The organism is Mesorhizobium sp. M0522 (genome assembly GCF_040321085.1).
Classification (GTDB): domain Bacteria; phylum Pseudomonadota; class Alphaproteobacteria; order Rhizobiales; family Rhizobiaceae; genus Mesorhizobium.
The window spans coordinates 1-17,527 of sequence record NZ_JAMYQW010000005.1 but is presented as its reverse complement, the minus strand read 5'-3'; the positions used below and the strand labels follow the sequence as shown (position 1 = coordinate 17,527).

Genomic DNA, 17,527 nt, shown 5'->3' with positions numbered 1-17,527 from the left:
CTTGAACCTATTGCAGCCTGGGAATCACCGCGACCGGCCTGTAGCCATATTTTTCCAGGAAGGCCGCGAGCCTGGCCGGATCCGGCTGCAGCGTCTCACCGTAATCGCGGGCATGGATGCCGCCCGATACGTAGAGCACGTCGAAGCCATTGTCGGCCGCGCCCTTGATGTCGGTCATCATGCCGTCGCCGATGGCCAGAACTTGCGAACGCTCGACCCGGCGGCCGAGAATGACGGCGATCTCCTTCATGGCGACGTCATAGACCGGCGCGTAGGGTTTGCCGGCGATCAGCGTGCGTCCGCCAAGCTGTGCGTATTCGCGGGCCAAAGCGCCGGCGCACCAGATCATGCGTTCGCCGCGCTCGACGACGATGTCGGGATTGGCGCAAATGAAGGGCAGGTTCCTGGCACGCAGCCTCTGCAGAAGATCGGCATAATCTTCCGGCTTCTCCACCTCGTCATCGAACAGGCCGGTGCAGACCACGCCGGATGCTTCGAACTCCTCGACGAGTTCGACGTCGAGGCCCTCATAGAGCGTGAAATCCCGATCGGCGCCTATATGGAAGATCTTTCGCGGCCCTTCGGCGATCAGGTCGCGGGTAACGTCGCCGGACGTCACGACACGGTCGTAGGCGGAGGGCGGAACGCCGATGGCGCTCATCTGTGCCACCACGTCGGCGCTGCGACGCGGCGAATTGGTGATCAGCACGACAGGTATTTTCGCCGCGCGAGCAGCGATCAGCGCGGCAGCCGCCGCCGGGAAATGCCATTCGCCATTGTGCACCACGCCCCAGACATCGCACAGGATGGCTGAATAGGCTCCCGACAGGTCTGCGAGCGAACCAATGATGTCGGGCGAATCCGCCATGCCGTTGTCCCTGTACCATGATGCTTGCAAGCGCCGCGACCGACGGTCCGTAGCGGCCGGCCCGGATTAACCGAAGCATTTCGCTCTGTCACCAGCTTTCGTTGTGCCCGCAAGATTGCCGCCCGGGGACGCCGGCGAGGACGTGATGGCGAAAGCCTTCTTTTTCAGAGCCTTATGGGGCTTTGCCGCGCAGCAACATTGCCGATTGCGGACGTGTGGTTAACGGGCATTGAAAAACCGTGCCGACCTTGAACGTATTTTAGCAATCGGAAATTTAAACATGCATGCCATCGTCCGGAAAAAAACGGGGCGGGCGGGAACGCTGAAGGCAATGATCGGAAATTTCCGACGCGACAGACGTGGCAACTACTCCTTAATGACCGCAATCACCATTGTACCGCTGATGGGCGGGTTGGCGCTCAGCGTCGATTACGGAGAGTTGTTGCGCCAGAAGCACGAAACGCTGAACGCACTTGACGCGGCCGGCCTCGCCGCCGCCCAGCAGATCGCAGAGAAGCAGGAAATCAAGGACGCCATCGACGCCATGGCGCCGAACGGCAACACCAACGTGCCGGAGGGCCTTGCCTGGGGCTGGCGAACTGTATCGAGCAACCCACCGTTCACCGATGGTCGGCCGAACAGCGAGAGGGGCAACGACAAGGTGGTCGTGGTGCTGACCGACGGAGCCAATACTTATAGTGCCGTCAGCGACGGCAGCTACGCCAACAACAGGTCGACCTACGCCGCCTACGGCTACACTGGGCTGACCTATCCGGGATCTGGAAGCGTAACCCGCCTGTTCATGAATACCAGCACCGATATCGGCAAGACCACCTATACCGGTGCCAACTACACGGCAGCACTCGACGAGCAGATGAAAACGCTCTGCGCCAATGCAAAGAATTCGAACGTTCTGGTGATGACGGTGGCGCTCGACCTGTCGCCCACAGATGCCAGCGACAAGAAGGCAATCGATGCGCTGAAGGCGTGTTCGTCGGATTCGCGCTTCCGCAAGGATTCGGCCGACCCGAGCAAACCTGCCAAGCTGTTCTGGAATGCAACCGGCGCGACGCTGTCCGACAATTTCAAGGAAATCGCCAACGAATTGTCGAACCTGCGCATCGTCGGCTGAAGGCGATGGGATTGGCGACTAAGGCAGGGGGCCCGGCGCACTGGCGCAAAGGCTCCTGCCCTCATGCCCTTGCGGGTGATGGAAGCATGTGGTGAGTGTCCTCATCCGGAGATGCGCTCTTGCCTGAACCCGCCAACCACCTTGCCTTTGCGCTGGTCTGCCTCGGCATGGTGCTGACGCCCGGCCCGAACATGATCTATCTGATCTCGCGCTCGCTGTCGCAAGGGCCGAAGGCCGGGCTGATCTCGCTGGGCGGCGTGGCGCTCGGTTTTTTGTTCTACGTGCTGTCGGCGGCGTTCGGCATCACCGCGCTGCTGCTCGCCGTGCCCTTCGCCTATGATGTGCTGCGCCTTGCCGGCGCGCTCTATTTGCTGTGGCTCGCCTGGCAAGCGGTGAAGCCCGGCGGGCGCTCGCCCTTCCATATCCGCGAACTGCCGAAAGACAGACCGCGCAAGCTGTTCGCCATGGGCCTGATGACCAACCTGCTCAACCCAAAGGTGGCAGTGCTCTATCTGTCGCTGCTGCCGCAATTCATCAGCCCCGGCAAGGGCCACGTGCTGTCGCAGCTTCTGGTGCTCGGTGCCACGCAGGTCGCGATCAGCCTGACCGTCAACGCCATCATCGCGGTGACGGCCGGCTCGATCGCCATCTTCCTCGCCGGGCGGCCGCTATGGCTGGTGATCCAGCGCTGGATGATGGGCACGGTGCTGACCGCGCTGGCCGTCAAGATGGCAACCGACGCGCAACGCTGATCGGTCCTACATCGGCCGCCTGACCTGCTGTGCCCGCTCCGGTTCGACCACCCTGCGGTAGAGATGCCAGGTCGCGTGGCCAAGGATGGGCATGACGACGGCAAGCCCGGCAAATAGCGGGATCGAGCCGATGACCAGGAGCACGGCGACCATCAGGCCCCACAGCGCCATCTGCAGCGGGTTTGTCATAACTGCGCGCGCCGACGTCTCGACTGCCGAGACCGCGCCGACATCGCGGTCGAGCAGCAGCGGAAAGGCGACGACAGTCGTCGCCAGCACGATCGCGGCGAAGGCGAACCCGGCCAGGTTGCCGAGCAGGATCAGCGTCCAGCCCTTGCTGGTCGTCAGGACTTCGCGAATAAAGCCGACGATAGAGGCCGGAGGCTGATTGCCGTACAGGCTGGTGTAGATCGATTGCGCGGTGAACAGCCAGAGCAGGAACAGTACCACCAGCATGATACCGATGACTGCAATCGCGGGCAGCGCCGGCGAGTGGCGCACGTCGAGCGCATGCCACCAGGATGTATCCATGCCGAACTCGCGCCGGCGGCTGATTTCGTAAAGGCCGATAGCGGCGAACGGACCGACCAAAGCGAAGCCGGACATCAGCGGATAGATGAGTTGGATGGCGTTCGAGCCCGAGGTCCACTGCGTCAGGATCAGGCCGACCACCGGATAGATCAGGCACAGGAACACATAGTGCGACGGCTTGGCCCAGAAATCCTCTACGCCGAGACGGAGCGCATCGATCAGATCCTCGGTGCTGATGCGGCGCACCGTGGGCTGTACATGCATTCCACGTGCGTCCGCCACGACATGAAAGCCGGCCATAACCTTTCTCCCGTGTGTCGGGGCGGTCACCGCCAGGATGGCCGCCCGCAGCTGCCACTTCAAGAACGCCCGTATGATAGCGGATCTCGGCGTGCTTGTCGCCACCGCCCGGCGCCGGGGCGCCGGGCGGCTGAACGAACGGATTAGGCCGCGAAGCGATCGATCACCTCGGCCAGCGGCACGTGACCGAGGCAAGCGCCTGACCCGGCGGGCTTTTCGCCAGCCTCGACAGCAAGCGCGTATCGCACGGCCGGATCGGCTTCGATGCGGCGACGTAGCGCCGCCACCCTGGGATAAGCGGCGCCGTCGACCGCCTGGTGGAACTCCGCCCAGCGCGCCACGCCGATCAGCGTGGTATCGGCAAGCGTCAGCCGGCCGCCGACCAGGAAATCCGTGTCGAGGATCATCGCCTCCAGCTGGTCATGGCGGTTGGTAACGACCTTGCGGCCGAAATCACGCAAGGTCGCCAGCAGCACCGGTTCCGCCGATTCCATTTCATATGCGGCCCAGAGCGGGGTGAAGGCGGCGGTGAAACCGGTGTTCACGAAAGCCATTAGCTGGTGCATCCGGTCGGCCTCCGGCGAGCGAGGCTCGAAGCTGATACGGCGTTGCGTATCGCGGGCTTCGAGCCAGGCGGCAATCGCCATGGTCTCGGTGAGCACCCTGCCTTCGTCGGTGATCAACACCGGCGTTTCCTGACGGCCGTTGATGCTGGCATAGGCATCGTTCTTCATCTCAGCGAGCATGTCGACACGACACAGGCGGTAGCGTTGTTCGAGGCGTTCAAAAGCAGCGACAAGCCCCATCGAACTTCCCAGCGGGAAGCCGTAAAGGAGAATAGGTTCCATTTCTTTGTCTCTTCCATGATTTAGGGATCACGCTGCGCAGCGAAACTTGACCCTAAACGCTGGTCGCCCCATGTAAATTACGCACTATTCTGTAACCAGGTCCCCGCCATGAAAGATGTCGTCTCACGCTGCCCGATCGAGGAGACCATGCGTGTGCTCAGCGGTCGCTGGCCCACCTTGCTGCTCTATTATCTCAAGGACGGTACCAAGCGCTTCAGCGACCTGAGGCGTGACAATCCGACAGTGTCGCACCGCATCCTGGCGCTCGAGCTACGCAAGCTGGAGGAAGCCGGGATTGTGCGGCGAACAGCGCATGCCGGCTATCCGCTACACGTGGATTACGACCTGACGGAGCCCGGTCTCAAGCTTGTGCCGCTCATCGACGCCCTGGGCGATTGGTGGGAAGATACCGAGGACGATCGGGCCAGCCGGGCTACATCGACGCCGGAAACCAAACTCGTGGCGGCGGAATAGCCGCCCGGCGATCACCGCGCCGCAAAGAACTGCCGGCGAGAGCCCAGCGCGCTCCAAGCCGTTCATACATTAGATTCCGCAAGACCAAGGCGACCGGCTATGGGGCGCGCCATTGTGCCAGCCAAACCGGGACAAGGCACCGCCATCCGGCACCAACTCCTGTAGCATAGCTCGCCAATCCCGATCACGTGACCCGCCGTTCGATCTCGTTGCCCGATCAGATCGGCTTGACCATGCTGGCTGGCTGTCGCTTTTGATTCTGTGTGAATGAAGAGCCTACTTATGCTCTTGAAGTTTCTCCTGAGACTTTGCCATTTGATCGTCCCCAAGTTCCATATTGTGCATCGTTGCAATCAACCATTCATCATGATCCCGCGTCGCCACTACGCTGATTAATCCGCGCCGACGCGGCCATTCGTTTCCCATCGGATCGAGCGCGCCAGTCATGGACCACCGCAGGTCGAGCGTGGCAACATCAGGGCGGACAAGCCTGTTCCGCACGCTTTCGGCGGATAGGTGGCTGTGCTTGAACATCTTCTCAAAAATCGGGGCATGGAACTGCTCGATCTTGTCACGTCCAGTCGCCTGCATACCGAAGACGTTTGTAAATTCGGCATCTGCCGCGAATACGGCGGCAAAGGCGCGAGCATCGTGACGATTCCAAGCTTCGATCAGCCTGTGCGCGACACTTTCCACCCCTTCAGTTCGGACGTTGCCGGTAGCCATGCTGACCTCCTGCCATATAGTTCGGTTGCCATACTATATGGGCACCATATAGTTTGGAAAGATGGATAATCGGCCATACACGCAGTCTCTGCTTCTCTATGCTTATCAATCGTCGGCGAGCGCTTTGGTCCAGGTTCTCCGGGAGAGCGGCCATTCGGCAATCAAGCCCAAACACGGCGCTGTATTCGCCAACATCGACGCGGAGGGAACCCGACCCAGCGTCCTCGCAGAGCGTGCGGGCATCGGCAAAGCATCGATGGGTGAGTTGATCGATGAACTGGAGCGCCTCGGTTATGTTCGGCGTTCGCATGATCCGAACGACCGACGGGCCAAATTAATCGTTGCAACTGACGCGGCGCTTGCGGTGATCCGGACCGTCCACGATTTCAATCAGCGTCTCGAAGACCAATACCGAAGGCTGCTTGGTGCTCAGGCGTACGAATCGCTCCGGTCGTCACTGCAAGCGATATCCCCCAGCGAAAATTTGCAACCGAGGATACCTCGCCAGCGCTCGTGAAGCCGCAAAGGTAGGGCAAAAGAAACTCCCTGTCCGTGAATGCCTGACTGGGTATCGAGTCCCTGGGAGTGTCGAGCCCGAACAGCCGTCTGGGCGAATGCTGCCATCCGAGCAAGCCTGTTTCGATTGAGCGGTGAAATCAATCTGACACAGTGCCATCGCGTCGAAACCATTCATCACGCATTTTCACCGCCCTGCCCGGCAAAAGCCATGATCGCGGTTATGTCAGGCGGGCATGACCGTTACGAAAATCGCAAATTATGAGGCCCAACCAAGCCTAAGCAGGCGCGTGCTGCTCAGAGCTGCCGGCCTTGGCGCCCTTGCCGGGCTCACCGGATGCGCAACCGCCGTGCTGCCTACCGGCGAAAGCGCCGGTGTCTCTGCTTCCGCCGCCGGCACGCTGGCCGGCATCCGCGCTTCGGCGGGTCTCGGGCCGCTTGTCCCCGATGCGCAGATCGAGCAGGCGGCGCTGCAGCAGGCCGGCTATATGGCGCGCGGCGGCCGAATGAACCACACCACCGGCTGGGGGAAGGACTTTGCCTCGCGCGTCAAAGACAATGGCATTGCCGGCGCTGCCGCCGAAAACATCGCCGAAGGCCGCTTCGACCAGCAGAAGCTGTTTGATATCTGGGTGCATTCGCCAGGCCACCGCCGCAACATGCTCGACCCGCGCTTCACCCGCTTCGGCCTCGCTTATGTGCGCGACGGCCGCGACAGCACGCTTCGCTATTGGTGCCTTGTGCTCGGTAGATAATTTCCGCCATTTGGTCGGCGGAAGCCTGCAGGATGGCCGACCCGTCAGTCTTTGCGGCCGCCGCCGAGCAATTCCTCGACGTCCTGCGCACAAACCGGCCTGCTGAAATGATAGCCCTGCATTTCGTCGCAATTGTTCCTGCGCAGGAAAGCCACCTGATCATCTGTCTCAACGCCCTCGGCGATGACCCTCAGGTTGAGATTTTGCCCCAATGAAATCACCGCGCTGGCCACAGCCTGATCGTTCTCGTCGGCGGCGAGCCCTTGATGAAGGACTTGTCGATCTTCAGCCGCGCCACGGGAAAGGTCTTGAGTGCGCTGAGGCTGGAATAGCCGGTGCCGAAATCATCGATCGAGATCTGGACACCCAGGCTTTGCAGGGCGTTCATGGTGGCGACCGCCAGCTCGATATCCTGCATGATAAGGCTCTCGGTCACCTCCAGCTCAAGATACCTGGCCTCTAGGCCGCTGTCCTTCAGCGCGCTGACGATGCGATCGATCAAGTTGCGCTCCCTGAATTGCCGCGCCGACACATTCACGCAAACGGTCAAGGGCGGCAGTCCTGCGTCTTGCCAGGCTTTGTTCTGCCGGCACGCCTCATGCAGAACCCAGTCGCCGATCGGTACGATCAGACCTGTCTCCTCGGCGGTCGGGATGAACATCGTCGGCATTACCGTGCCAAGCGTTGGGTGGTTCCAGCGTATCAGCGCCTCGACCGCAAAAACCCGACCTGACCGAAGGTCCACCTGCGGTTGGTAGAGCAGCGTGAATTCCGAACGCGCCAAGGCGTTTCGCAACTCTTCCTGAAGCACGAATTTTTCATGCGCCCTGGTGTTGAACTCCGGAGCGTAAAACTGGAAATTATCGCGGCCGAACTCCTTGGCGCGATACATGGCCGCATCGGCATTTGCCAGCAGCGTATCGGGATCCGTTCCATCCTTGGGATAGTTGGCAATGCCGATACTGGCCGTCGCCCGCACAAGATGCGCTCCGAGCCGAACCGGCTCGGCGAGTGCAGCCCTGAGCTTTTGCAAGGTCTCGGAAACGAGATCGACGTTCGCCGGCTGGTCGAAAAGCACGACGACGAATTCGTCGCCGCCAAGTCGCACGACGGTATCGGTCGCCCGGACGCAGTCGACCATGCGACTTGCGACGATCTTCAGGAGCTCGTCGCCGGCATTGTGGCCGAGGGTGTCGTTGACGAATTTGAAATTGTCCAGATCGATGAACACCACCGTCACCCAGCGATCGTATCGCTGGGCGTACAAGACCGCCTGTGAAAGCCGGTCCTCCAACAAGGCGCGATTGGGAAGCCCGGTCAGCACGTCATGATTGGCCATGAAGTGGATCCGGTCTTCGGCCTGTTTGCGTTCGATGGCGATCCCGGCGATGCGCGTGGTGAAATCGATGAGGCGAGTCTCGGCCTCGGTCGGTTCGCGCACCGTCATAGAATACATCGCAAAAACGCCGAGCACGGCGCCCTGATGCGACAGGATCGGCGTCGACCAGCATGAACGCAAACCGTGTGGCCGCGCGAGTTCGCGATAGTCCTGCCAAAGCGGATCCTGCATGATGTCAGCGACAATCACCGGCTCGCGCCGATGGACTGCGGTACCGCAAGACCCTGCCCTTGGGCCTACCGCGGCGCCGTCGACGGCGTCGGTGTAGTCTCTCGCCAGGCTCGGCGCGGCGGCGTGGCGCAAGTGGCTGCCATCCTTGTCGAGCAGCAAGACCGAGCCGAATATCCCCGCCAGTTGGGACTCGACCAGACGCATGAGCCGCTCGAGCACGTCTTCGAGGGGAGCGCTCTTTGCGATCATCTCGAGGATATGCGCCTGCCCGTCGCGAAGGATTTCGGCCTGCTTGCGCGCAGTGATGTCGCGGGCAATGCCGACGAGGCCGAAAATGTTGTTCTGAACGTTGCGCAACGGCAGTTTCGTAGACAGGAACCATTTGCCGGTGCCTGACGCATCGACGACGAACTCCTCCTCGTCGATCATCGGTTGTCCGTCGCGCATCAGTTGCTGCTCGATGAGGGGAAATTTCTGCGCAAGATCCGGCGCGTGAAGGTCGAAGTCGCTCAGACCGATCATGTCGCTCGTGCTGTCTCGACCGCTGTCGGACGCAATGGCTCGGTTGGCGACGACGAAGCGGCTTTCGGTGTCCTTCACCCACATGTAGTCAGGCACCAGGTCGATCAGCGTCTGCAAGGAGATACGCTCGTCGACGACCAAGCGGTTGGCGCTGAGCTCGCTGATGTCCTCATGCGTGGCCACCCAGCCGCCGTCAGGCATCGGCTGATGGCAGACCTGAATTGTCCGGCCATCGGCGAGCTCCGCTGTCCAGTTCCCCGAAGCCGTGCCCGAATTGACTGCCCGGGCCAACGCCAGATAAGCGTCCGCATTCATTGCCGAGGTTCCGACAGCGACGCGCCGCTCGACGATTTCGCGCAGCGCCGCACCCGGCTGCAATTGCTCCGGTGCAAGGCGATAGATTTCCGCATAGCGTCGATTGCACAGGATCAGCCGTTCATCGGCATCAAAGAAACAGATGCCTTGCGAGATGTTCTCTATCGCGGTCTGGAACCGCAGTGCCTGGTCCTGAAGTGCCGCAATCGTGGCGCGAAGCTCGCGCTCGAGGGCCTCATATGAGGCAGTCGCCAGTTGTGCCAGCGTCGTCAAATTTGCGGATTCGGGCGCGTCGGCGGTTTGCCTGGATGACTTCGTGGCCAAACACAATTCCTCCCGCTGATGCCTGAGGCAAGCAAAGGAGGCTCGCCTTCAACCCAAAAGCGACTGCATATTGGTCCGGATATACTAATGGCAGGTGAACCTGACTCAACGCCGACGCTACCGGCACAGGCAACGGAAGCCCTGAGCCGGTCGCGGTGCCGGAGCCGTGAGACTTAGTCCATATGCGCGGCAGGCGCGCCACCGGCGGGCGGCGCAGCCTTTGGCTTGCGCAGCAGGAATACAAAGGGGACAGCAAGCAGTGTCATCATCATTAGCAGCTTGAAGTCATTGACGTAGGAGATCATCATCGCCTGGATATTGACCATGCGATCCATCAGCGACAGCGCCGTCGGATCGCCGCCCGCCGCTGCCGGCGATGCCGCCCAGAGGTTGGGATTGAACGGATTGATATAGGCCGATAGCTCGGCGTGGTTGATCTGCGTGTTGCGTACCAGCAGAACCGTCACCACCGATACGCCGATCGACGAGCCAAGATTGCGCACCAGGCTGAACAGCGCCGTTGCATCGGTGCGGAAACGTGCGTCGAGCGTGGCGAAAGCCACGGTGGACAGCGGCACGAACACCATTCCCATTCCAAGGCCCTGGATGACGCCGGAGCTGAGGATAAGCCAGTTGTCCATCTGCGGCGAAAAGCTCGACATCGTGTAGAGCGATTGCGCGGTCAGCAGGAAGCCGACGACGACGAGGATCCTGGCATCGATCCTGTGCATGATCCGCCCGACGAACAGCATCGCGATCATCGTGCCGACACCGCGCGGCCCCAGGACGACGCCGATGGTGAGGGTCGGATAGCCGAAGATGGTCGACAGCATTGGCGGCAGCAGCGACATGCTCGCCAGGATGAGCACGCCCATGACAAAGATGAACGCCAGCCCGGTGACGAAATTGCGATCGAGGAAGATCTTGGGGTCGATAAAGGGGTGCTCCGCCGTCAACGTATGTATGGTGAATACCCAGAAGCCGGTGATGGAAAGACCAAGCTCGATCCATATCTCGATCGAGGAAAACCAGTCGACCTCGCCGCCGCGATCGAGCATCAGCTGCAGCGCGCCGACACCGAGCGAGAGCATGGTGAAGCCGAAGAAATCGAAGCTGCGCACCCGCCGGGCGACGCTGGGAAGATATGCGGCCATGCCGAGGAAGGCGATGATGCCGACCGGCAGGTTGATGAAGAACACCCAGCGCCAGTTGAAATTCTCGGTCAGCCAGCCACCCAGCGTCGGGCCAAGGATCGGTCCCAGCATGATGCCCGCGCCCCAGATAGCCATGGCCTGGCCGTGGCGTTCCCTGGGGTTGATGTCGAGCAGGAAGGTCTGCGACAGCGGCACGATGGCCGCGCCGAACACGCCTTGCATGAGCCGGAACAAAACGATGGTCTCAAGGCTCCAGGCGATGCCGCACAGCATTGAAAAGACGGTGAAACCGACCACGGCCGTCAGGAACAGCTCCTTGCGACCGAAGCGGTCGGCCAGCCAGCCGGTCACCGGCGTCATGATCGCCGCGGCAACGATGTAGGAGGTCAACACCCAGTTGATGTTGTCGGGGGAGGCGCCGAGATCGCCGGTCATGGTCGGCAGCGCAACGTTGGCGATCGTCGTGTCGAGCGCCTGCATGATCGTCGCAAGCATGAGCGCAACTGTGATCAGGCCGCGGTGCGGTACTTCGCGAAAGGGTTCTGGGCTGCTCATGACGTAAAACTTCCAGCAGGTAACAAAAACGTGTACATTAGGTTTCCGGACGGCGAGGCCCCGCTGTAGAGAGACCCTCATCGCGGTGGGACGCGAGCATCGATGTGGGGGTTACATCGACTGAGCGTCTCGCAAAGCGGGCGCCTGCCGCCCGGAAACCTGAGGACCGAAGATCCTGCGCGGCGTTGTCTGCTCAGGCAGGCTACAGCGCAGCCCGTCTACGCATTCAACTTTTCCTGCGCCTCCCTCGGACCAATCCTGCATCCATCTCGCTGTTTGCTATGCGGCCGCTACCAGGCCTCTTTACCTGGCCTCGCCTGCCGTGGCGCGGCGGAAAATGCTCGGCAGCCCGTGGGAAACGCCGGTGTCCACCGTGACGGTCGCGCTCATGCCGGTGCGCAGCGCCGCCTTGGCGTCGGCATCGGTCAATTCCAGGCGGACCGGAATGCGCTGCGTGACCTTGACCCAGTTGCCGGTAGCGTTCTGCGCGGGCAGCAGCGAGAACTCGGCGCCGGTGCCGGCGCCGATCGCCTTGACGGTGGCTTCGAACGTCTTGCCCGGATAAGTATCGACCATGATTTCGGCCTTCTGGCCGGGTTTCATGTTGGTGAGCTGGGTTTCCTTGAAATTGGCGTCGACCCAGGTGTCGCCGGTCTCGACCAGCGAAAACAGCGGCGTGCCCGAACCGACATACTGGCCGACCTTGAACGAAGCGGCCTGGCTGATGATGCCGTCGGCAGGTGCCTTGACCGTGGTCTGGACCAGATCGTAGGCCGCCTTGTCGCGTGCGGCGAGCGCCGCCATTACCGTTGGATGCTTGTCGGTCTCGATGTCGGGATTGCCGCCAAGTGCCGCCTTGGCGCTGACGATCCCTTGCTGGGCCACGGCCAGCTGCTGCTTCGCCTTGTCGAGGTCGTTCTTGGCTTCGTCCAGAGACGACTTGGCGTTGATGCCCTTCTGGGCAAGGTCGGCGGCGCGGTCATATTGCGACTGCGCGTACTGGACCTGGCTTTCGTCGGACTTCTCCTGCGCCAGCGCCTGGCTGTAGGCCGCACGCAACTGCTCGACATTGAGCCGTGCGCCGGCCACCGCCGCGTCGGCCTGGGCCAATGCGATCCGGTAGGGCTCGGGATCGATAGCGAACAACACGTCGCCCTGCTTGACAGACTGGTTGTCGAAAATGTCGACCTGAACGATGCGGCCCGCCGTATCGGCGGCTATCGACACCTTGGCCTGCTGCAGATTGGCGTTCTCGGTCTCCTGATAGCGGCCGCCGGTCACCCAGACATAGCTGCCGCCGGCGATCAACGCAGCGGGCAGCACAAACATCAAAAGGAAGCGGCCGGCACGGCGCTTCTTCTTCGGCGCCACCGGTGCCGGAGCTATCTGCGGAGCGACCGTTACCGGAGCTGCCGCCGGCTTCGCGGGAGCTTCCATCTGCAGCTTGGCCGCATTCTCATCTAGTTTGGCTACCGCGTTCATCCTGCTGCGCCTTCCGTATTCTTCACTTTTTCCGAGGGCGGCGTCTCACCATCCGCAAGATTCTGCACCATCATCTCCAGCGCCTTGACCAGGACGCGGCGATCTTCTGGCGAAACGCCAACGAGCGATTCCTCATAAACCTCGCCGGCAAGGCTCTTGACGTGGGCGTAGGCCGCGTTCGCCTTGGCGGTCGGGAAAATCATGCGCACTCGCCTGTCGGTTGCGTCGGGACGGCGCTCGATCCAGCCGCCCTCCTCCATGCGATCGACAAGACGCGAGACGCTGATCGGCTCGATTTCGAGAAGCTCGGCAAGCCGCGCCTGCGCGACACCCGCCTCCTTGGCGACACGTACCAGAAGCCGCCATTGCGCCGAAGAAAGGCCGAAACCACTGGCGCGCGCCTCGAAGCGCTTGCGCATCAGGCGCTGCACGTCGTGGATCAAAAAGCCCAATCTGTCGATGCCATCGGAAACCATGAGCGACATATATAATAAGCGTGCTCATAATTCAAGGAGCCCGATTGTACCTGAAGCCGGCAAGTGTGCATGGCAGTCGGTGCAGGGCGATCGTGGTTAGCAATTTATTACGCCGGGCGCTTGTGACGAGCATGCAGAAGATCGGCGTTCAGATGCTCAGACTATCGATCTCATCCAGGCGGAAAACGCTTCGATATGCGCTTGTCGGGGGTGATTGGCTACGCAGGCAAGGTAAAAGCCATAGCCTGGCAGACAGAGATCATGTGCCTTGACTAGCCTGCCAGCCTCGAGTTCGCCACTGACGACCACATCGCTGCAGATAGCGATACCTTGGCCTGCCGCTACCGCGTCAATCGCGTGCAGCTCTTCGCGGAAGCTTAGGTCCCATGCCTGGTTGGCATTGGGGATGCTGGGATCGATCGAGCGTGCGATCGCCAGCCATCGTTGCCAAGTCGGCGCTTCCGGGTCGCGGTTCGTCCAATTGAAATGGATGAGCGGGTATTGCAGCAGATCGGCGGCGCGCTCGATCTGTCGGTCGCCTCCTGCGAACAGCTCCGGGCTGCATACCGGAAAGAATGCGTCCCGAAAAATTTCCTGCGCGGGAACATCCCGCGGCATCCTGCGCGCATAGCGGATCGCGACGTCGGCGTCACCGGCTCGCAGGTCCAGAACGGCGTCTGTCCCGATGATCTCCAGTGGAATGTTCGGATGCTGTTCGCGCCACTTCGACAGGCGCGGAACCAGCCATCGGCTGGCAAATGCATTTGGGCTCGTCACGCGCAACGGGCGTTGGCCAACTCCGGCCGAGGCTGATGCTATTGCCGCAGCGAAAGCGTCGAAGCCGCTGCAAATTACCGGGAATAGCCGTTCGCCCACGCCTGTGAGCACGAGCGGTCGTGGGCGCCGCCGGAACAGCAGTTGCCCACAGACCTCCTCCAGCAATCGAATCTGGTGGCTGATGGCCGTTGGCGTCACTCCGAGTTCCGTCGCGGCCTTCCTGAAGCTCATCAGCCTGGCAGCGGCTTCGAAGGCGCGAAGCGACCCGAGCGGCGGAAGTTTTCTCATCCAGGCAGTTTAGATGAATTTAGCTCATCCAGCGACTGAGATATTCGATTTTGCAGCGAATGGCGCCGCATGAGATCATTATGATCCGGTGAACGACAGCGGCCTGTCCAACCGTGCTGGATCACGAAGGGTATCCCTCGATGAGCATGTTCAAGCTTATAGACGGTTCCGAGCCGACGTTGCAGGCGCCAGATATCGCCCGGCTCAGGCAGGCGATTAGCGGCGATCTGATCCTTGCGGATGACCCTGGCTATGACCAGGCGCGCAGAGTTTGGAATGGCATGGTCGATAAGAGGCCGGCGGCTGTCTTCTATTGCGCCGAATCCAGCGATGTCGTCACGGCCGTCAACTTCGCCCGATCGCAAGGCTTCCTCGTCGCCGTCCGCGGCGGTGGTCATAACGTCGCCGGCAGTTCGGTATGCGACGGCGGCTTGGTGATCGATGTGTCACGCATGAAGCGGATCGAAGTCGACCCGATCCGCCGTGTTGCGCGCGCAGAAGCCGGCCTAAACCTGGGCGAGTTCGACGCAGCCACACAGGTCCATGGTCTTGCGACGACCATGGGTGTCAACGCGGATACCGGCATAGCCGGACTGACACTCGGCGGCGGGTTCGGCAAGCTTGGCCGCAAACATGGACTGAGCTGCGACAACCTTGTCGCTGTCGAAATCGTGACGGCGGACGGCCGGTTGCTCACGGCAAACGCGGCCGAAAATGCAGATTTGTTCTGGGGCATTCGGGGCGGCGGCGGCAATTTCGGAATAGTCACCACCTTCGAATACAAGCTCCATCCCGTGGGTCCGCTCCTCATCGCGGGATCGATGCTATACCGCTACGAAGAGGCACGCGAAGCGATGCGGTTCTATCGTGCGTTCTCGAGCGGCGCCCCGGATGAGCTGAGCCTGGATGCAGCACTTGTGACGGCGCCCTCGGGCGAACGCTTCTTCAGCATATCGGCGTGCTACATCGGCCCACTCGACGAAGGCCAGCAAATCATTCAAGCTCTGAGAGAGTATGGCACGCCAGTTGAGCGCCGGATTGCTCCTGTCCCCTATCTTCAAATCCAATCGGCCGGGGACAGCCTCTTTCCGCGCGGGCGGCGCTACTACTGGAAGGCGCAGTTCATGCGCGAAATCACAGATCAGGCGATCGATACCATGCTTGCGGCTTACATGACTGCACCCAGCGAATCGCTTCTGGTCCTGCAGCAGGTTGGCGGCGCCATCTCGCGAGTACCGATGGACGGAACGCCCTACGCCAACAGAGATGCACTTTACGATTGCTTCCCGATATCGATCTGGGACAATCCGTCTGACGACGAAACGCACATCCGATGGGCGCGCGACCTGTGGGATGCAATGAGACCGTTCTCGACCGGCGGCGTCTATGCGAATAATCTCGGCGAAGAGGGCACTGATCGGGTTCTGGCGGCTTACGGCGAGAATTATCCGAGATTGGCCGCACTAAAGAACAAGTATGATCCCACCAATTTCTTTCGCTTGAACCAAAACATTAAGCCTGCGGCCTGAGCGACCGCCCCAGGCCGATGCTCGAAATTCTGCGGCGCTGCTACAGCTCCAAATTCCAGTTCTGGCCGACCAGATCCTTGCCGAAGGAATGGTGGCGCTCCTCGTTGGTCAATTTAAAGCCCGCAGCCTCATAGATGTGGCGAGCGGCGGCGAGAACGTCGTTGGTCCACAGCGTCAGTGTCGTGTAACCCGTGGCGCGGCAAAAGCCGATGCATTCCTCGACCAGCCGCTTGCCGATACCGAGGCCGCGCGCCGCCGGCTCGACATAGAGCAGGCGCAACTTCGCCACCGCGTCCGACTGGCGCACGACGAAGACCGAGCCGACGACCTCCCCTTCCCGCTCGGCGATCCAGCTGCGTTCCCATTTCGGATCGAAGGATTTGACGAAGGCACTGAGGATTTCGGCGACCAGCGCTTCGTAGGTTTCGTCCCAGCCATATTCCTGTGCGTAGAGCAGGCCCTGGCGATGGATGATCCAGCCGATGTCGCCGACTTGCAGGGACCGCAGCATATAGGGAATTTTGGGTTCGGCGCTTCCGCCCAGCAGAAGCTGCACCGTCTGCATGGCCTTGACCAGCCTGTCCTGTTCGGCAACCGAAAGCCGTTCGAGCAAAGCCGCCACCTGGTCGTGCGAACCCTGGTTCAGCGGCGCGAAGGCCTGCCGCCCGGCCTTGGTCAGCGCGATCGACGAGCGCCGCGCATCCGCCTCGATCGTGGCGCGCTCGACCAGATCACGCTCCTCGAACTTCTTCAGCAGCCGGCTGAGATAACCGGCATCGAGGCCGAGATCGCGCGCAAGGTCGGTGGCGGTCAGGCCATCGCGATGCGCCAGCTCATAGAGCACCCGCGCCTCGGTCAGCGAGAAGGTGCTTTTCAGCAGCCCTTCGTCGAGCAGCCCGATCTGGCGGGTGTAGAAGCGGTTGAAGGCCCGCACCGCGTCGATCCGCTCTTTGCCTGGGTGATCATGAATGGTCATGGCATCCTCCTCCCGGCAAGATCAGCGATTTAGTTGACTTGGTCAAGTATCCGTTTGAAGCAATTGTCCTGATGATGCTCACCGGGCGCCTTGACTCGCGCGAGTTGCCAGCCTATTTCAGCGCCACGTTAGCACTCCCCCAAGATGAGTGCTAACCACATGTCCGGCGCCGCCGGACGGAGGAACTGTTCTCACCATTCTCATCGAGGAATAAAAAATGGCAAAGTCGAAGTTCCGCCCGCTTCATGACCGCGTGGTCGTTCGTCGGGTCGAATCCGAATCCAAGACCGCGGGCGGGATCATCATCCCCGATACGGCTAAGGAAAAGCCGCAGGAAGGCGAGATCATCGCCGTCGGTTCCGGCGCCCGCGACGAAGCCGGCAAGCTCGTCCCGCTGGACGTCAAGGCCGGTGACCGCATCCTGTTCGGCAAGTGGTCGGGCACCGAAGTCAAGCTCAATGGCGAAGACCTTCTGATCATGAAGGAATCCGACATCATGGGCATCATCGGCTGAATATCGGCCTCACCCTCGTTTAAATCTTCGGGCTCAATCCAAGCCCCTGCCAGGAGCTAAAAATGGCTGCCAAAGACGTAAAATTCTCCCGCGACGCTCGTGAGCGCATGCTGCGCGGCGTCAACATCCTCGCCGACGCGGTG

At 61.3% G+C, this 17,527-nt stretch carries 15 protein-coding genes and 3 pseudogenes; 8 read left to right on the top strand and 10 right to left on the bottom strand.

Going from position 1 to position 17,527, the window contains the following annotated elements; translation table 11 throughout:
* Positions 1-7: 7 nt before the first annotated feature.
* Positions 8-868 (bottom strand): TIGR01459 family HAD-type hydrolase, encoded by an 861-nt coding sequence (locus NKI58_RS08405; RefSeq protein WP_352788889.1) that lies wholly within the window; start codon positions 866-868, stop codon positions 8-10.
* A gap of 280 nt (positions 869-1,148) precedes the next feature.
* Between NKI58_RS08405 and NKI58_RS08400 the strand changes: the two are divergent.
* The 3 genes and pseudogenes from NKI58_RS08400 to NKI58_RS08390 form a co-directional block, all read left to right on the top strand.
* A pseudogene (locus NKI58_RS08400) lies at positions 1,149-1,361 on the top strand (TadE/TadG family type IV pilus assembly protein); the annotation flags it as partial.
* Between the two features lie 30 nt (positions 1,362-1,391).
* Positions 1,392-2,000: pseudogene (locus tag NKI58_RS08395) on the top strand (hypothetical protein); the annotation flags it as partial.
* A gap of 119 nt (positions 2,001-2,119) precedes the next feature.
* A complete protein-coding gene (locus NKI58_RS08390) occupies positions 2,120-2,752 on the top strand; it encodes a LysE family translocator (protein WP_352788892.1) in 633 nt (210 codons plus the stop codon).
* 6 nt (positions 2,753-2,758) lie between these two features.
* On the opposite strand, the gene NKI58_RS08385 is transcribed toward NKI58_RS08390, so the two are convergent.
* Together NKI58_RS08385 and NKI58_RS08380 are read right to left on the bottom strand one after the other, a co-directional pair.
* Positions 2,759-3,583, bottom strand: a complete 825-nt coding sequence (locus tag NKI58_RS08385) for a DUF2189 domain-containing protein (RefSeq protein ID WP_352788894.1) — start codon at positions 3,581-3,583, stop codon at positions 2,759-2,761.
* Positions 3,584-3,726: 143 nt separating this feature from the next.
* Positions 3,727-4,431: a glutathione S-transferase family protein gene (locus tag NKI58_RS08380; RefSeq protein ID WP_352788897.1), complete on the bottom strand. Its 705-nt coding sequence runs from the start codon at positions 4,429-4,431 to the stop codon at positions 3,727-3,729.
* Positions 4,432-4,539: 108 nt separating this feature from the next.
* Between NKI58_RS08380 and NKI58_RS08375 the strand changes: the two genes are divergently transcribed.
* Positions 4,540-4,905, top strand: coding sequence for a winged helix-turn-helix transcriptional regulator (locus NKI58_RS08375; RefSeq protein WP_023674333.1), 366 nt, complete (start codon positions 4,540-4,542; stop codon positions 4,903-4,905).
* A gap of 276 nt (positions 4,906-5,181) precedes the next feature.
* Here NKI58_RS08375 and NKI58_RS08370 read toward each other — a convergent pair whose 3' ends face one another.
* Entirely contained in the window at positions 5,182-5,631 is a 450-nt protein-coding gene (locus NKI58_RS08370) for an SgcJ/EcaC family oxidoreductase (protein WP_352680705.1), read from the bottom strand.
* 124 nt (positions 5,632-5,755) lie between these two features.
* Between NKI58_RS08370 and NKI58_RS08365 the strand changes: the two genes are divergently transcribed.
* On the top strand, positions 5,756-6,148 hold the full coding sequence (locus NKI58_RS08365) for a MarR family winged helix-turn-helix transcriptional regulator (protein ID WP_352788901.1): 393 nt from the start codon (positions 5,756-5,758) through the stop codon (positions 6,146-6,148).
* 235 nt (positions 6,149-6,383) lie between these two features.
* The gene (locus NKI58_RS08360) at positions 6,384-6,902 is read left to right on the top strand and encodes a CAP domain-containing protein (protein WP_352788904.1); all 519 of its coding nucleotides are present in this window, start codon (positions 6,384-6,386) and stop codon (positions 6,900-6,902) included.
* Positions 6,903-6,946: 44 nt separating this feature from the next.
* Here NKI58_RS08360 and NKI58_RS08355 read toward each other — a convergent pair.
* The 5 genes and pseudogenes from NKI58_RS08355 to NKI58_RS08335 all read right to left on the bottom strand — a co-directional run bounded on the left by NKI58_RS08355 (position 6,947) and on the right by NKI58_RS08335 (position 14,365).
* Positions 6,947-9,582, bottom strand: a pseudogene (locus NKI58_RS08355) (EAL domain-containing protein).
* Between the two features lie 224 nt (positions 9,583-9,806).
* A complete protein-coding gene (locus tag NKI58_RS08350) occupies positions 9,807-11,342 on the bottom strand; it encodes a DHA2 family efflux MFS transporter permease subunit (protein ID WP_352788907.1) in 1,536 nt (511 codons plus the stop codon).
* Between the two features lie 303 nt (positions 11,343-11,645).
* On the bottom strand, positions 11,646-12,824 hold the full coding sequence (locus tag NKI58_RS08345) for an HlyD family secretion protein (protein ID WP_352853121.1): 1,179 nt from the start codon (positions 12,822-12,824) through the stop codon (positions 11,646-11,648).
* A complete protein-coding gene (locus NKI58_RS08340) occupies positions 12,821-13,300 on the bottom strand; it encodes a MarR family winged helix-turn-helix transcriptional regulator (protein ID WP_352788918.1) in 480 nt (159 codons plus the stop codon). The genes NKI58_RS08345 and NKI58_RS08340 overlap by 4 nt, the downstream gene beginning before the upstream one ends.
* Before the next feature lie 156 nt (positions 13,301-13,456).
* Positions 13,457-14,365: a LysR substrate-binding domain-containing protein gene (locus NKI58_RS08335; RefSeq protein ID WP_352517858.1), complete on the bottom strand. Its 909-nt coding sequence runs from the start codon at positions 14,363-14,365 to the stop codon at positions 13,457-13,459.
* A 140-nt stretch (positions 14,366-14,505) separates the two neighbouring features.
* Here NKI58_RS08335 and NKI58_RS08330 point away from each other — a divergent pair, with 140 nt between their 5' ends.
* Positions 14,506-15,894 carry an FAD-binding oxidoreductase gene (locus tag NKI58_RS08330; RefSeq protein WP_352788910.1) on the top strand — a complete coding sequence of 463 codons (1,389 nt, stop codon included), beginning with the start codon at positions 14,506-14,508 and terminating at the stop codon, positions 15,892-15,894.
* A 40-nt stretch (positions 15,895-15,934) separates the two neighbouring features.
* On the opposite strand, the gene NKI58_RS08325 is transcribed toward NKI58_RS08330, so the two are convergent.
* On the bottom strand, positions 15,935-16,870 hold the full coding sequence (locus tag NKI58_RS08325; protein WP_352788913.1) for a bifunctional helix-turn-helix transcriptional regulator/GNAT family N-acetyltransferase: 936 nt from the start codon (positions 16,868-16,870) through the stop codon (positions 15,935-15,937).
* A 217-nt stretch (positions 16,871-17,087) separates the two neighbouring features.
* Between NKI58_RS08325 and groES the strand changes: the two genes are divergently transcribed.
* Positions 17,088-17,384: a co-chaperone GroES gene (gene groES, locus NKI58_RS08320; protein WP_006203049.1), complete on the top strand. Its 297-nt coding sequence runs from the start codon at positions 17,088-17,090 to the stop codon at positions 17,382-17,384.
* The last annotated feature ends 143 nt before the right edge of the window (positions 17,385-17,527 follow it).

Coding starts and splice junctions, on each gene's coding strand:
- NKI58_RS08335 (WP_352517858.1), bottom strand. CDS start 14,365: ATGAGAAAACTTCCGCCGCTCGGGTCGCTTCGCGCCTTCGAAGCCGCT.
- NKI58_RS08325 (WP_352788913.1), bottom strand. CDS start 16,870: ATGACCATTCATGATCACCCAGGCAAAGAGCGGATCGACGCGGTGCGG.
- NKI58_RS08405 (WP_352788889.1), bottom strand. CDS start 868: ATGGCGGATTCGCCCGACATCATTGGTTCGCTCGCAGACCTGTCGGGA.
- groES (WP_006203049.1), top strand. CDS start 17,088: ATGGCAAAGTCGAAGTTCCGCCCGCTTCATGACCGCGTGGTCGTTCGT.
- NKI58_RS08360 (WP_352788904.1), top strand. CDS start 6,384: ATGACCGTTACGAAAATCGCAAATTATGAGGCCCAACCAAGCCTAAGC.
- NKI58_RS08330 (WP_352788910.1), top strand. CDS start 14,506: ATGAGCATGTTCAAGCTTATAGACGGTTCCGAGCCGACGTTGCAGGCG.
- NKI58_RS08375 (WP_023674333.1), top strand. CDS start 4,540: ATGAAAGATGTCGTCTCACGCTGCCCGATCGAGGAGACCATGCGTGTG.
- NKI58_RS08370 (WP_352680705.1), bottom strand. CDS start 5,631: ATGGCTACCGGCAACGTCCGAACTGAAGGGGTGGAAAGTGTCGCGCAC.
- NKI58_RS08380 (WP_352788897.1), bottom strand. CDS start 4,431: ATGGAACCTATTCTCCTTTACGGCTTCCCGCTGGGAAGTTCGATGGGG.
- NKI58_RS08340 (WP_352788918.1), bottom strand. CDS start 13,300: ATGGTTTCCGATGGCATCGACAGATTGGGCTTTTTGATCCACGACGTG.
- NKI58_RS08385 (WP_352788894.1), bottom strand. CDS start 3,583: ATGGCCGGCTTTCATGTCGTGGCGGACGCACGTGGAATGCATGTACAG.
- NKI58_RS08350 (WP_352788907.1), bottom strand. CDS start 11,342: ATGAGCAGCCCAGAACCCTTTCGCGAAGTACCGCACCGCGGCCTGATC.
- NKI58_RS08345 (WP_352853121.1), bottom strand. CDS start 12,824: ATGAACGCGGTAGCCAAACTAGATGAGAATGCGGCCAAGCTGCAGATG.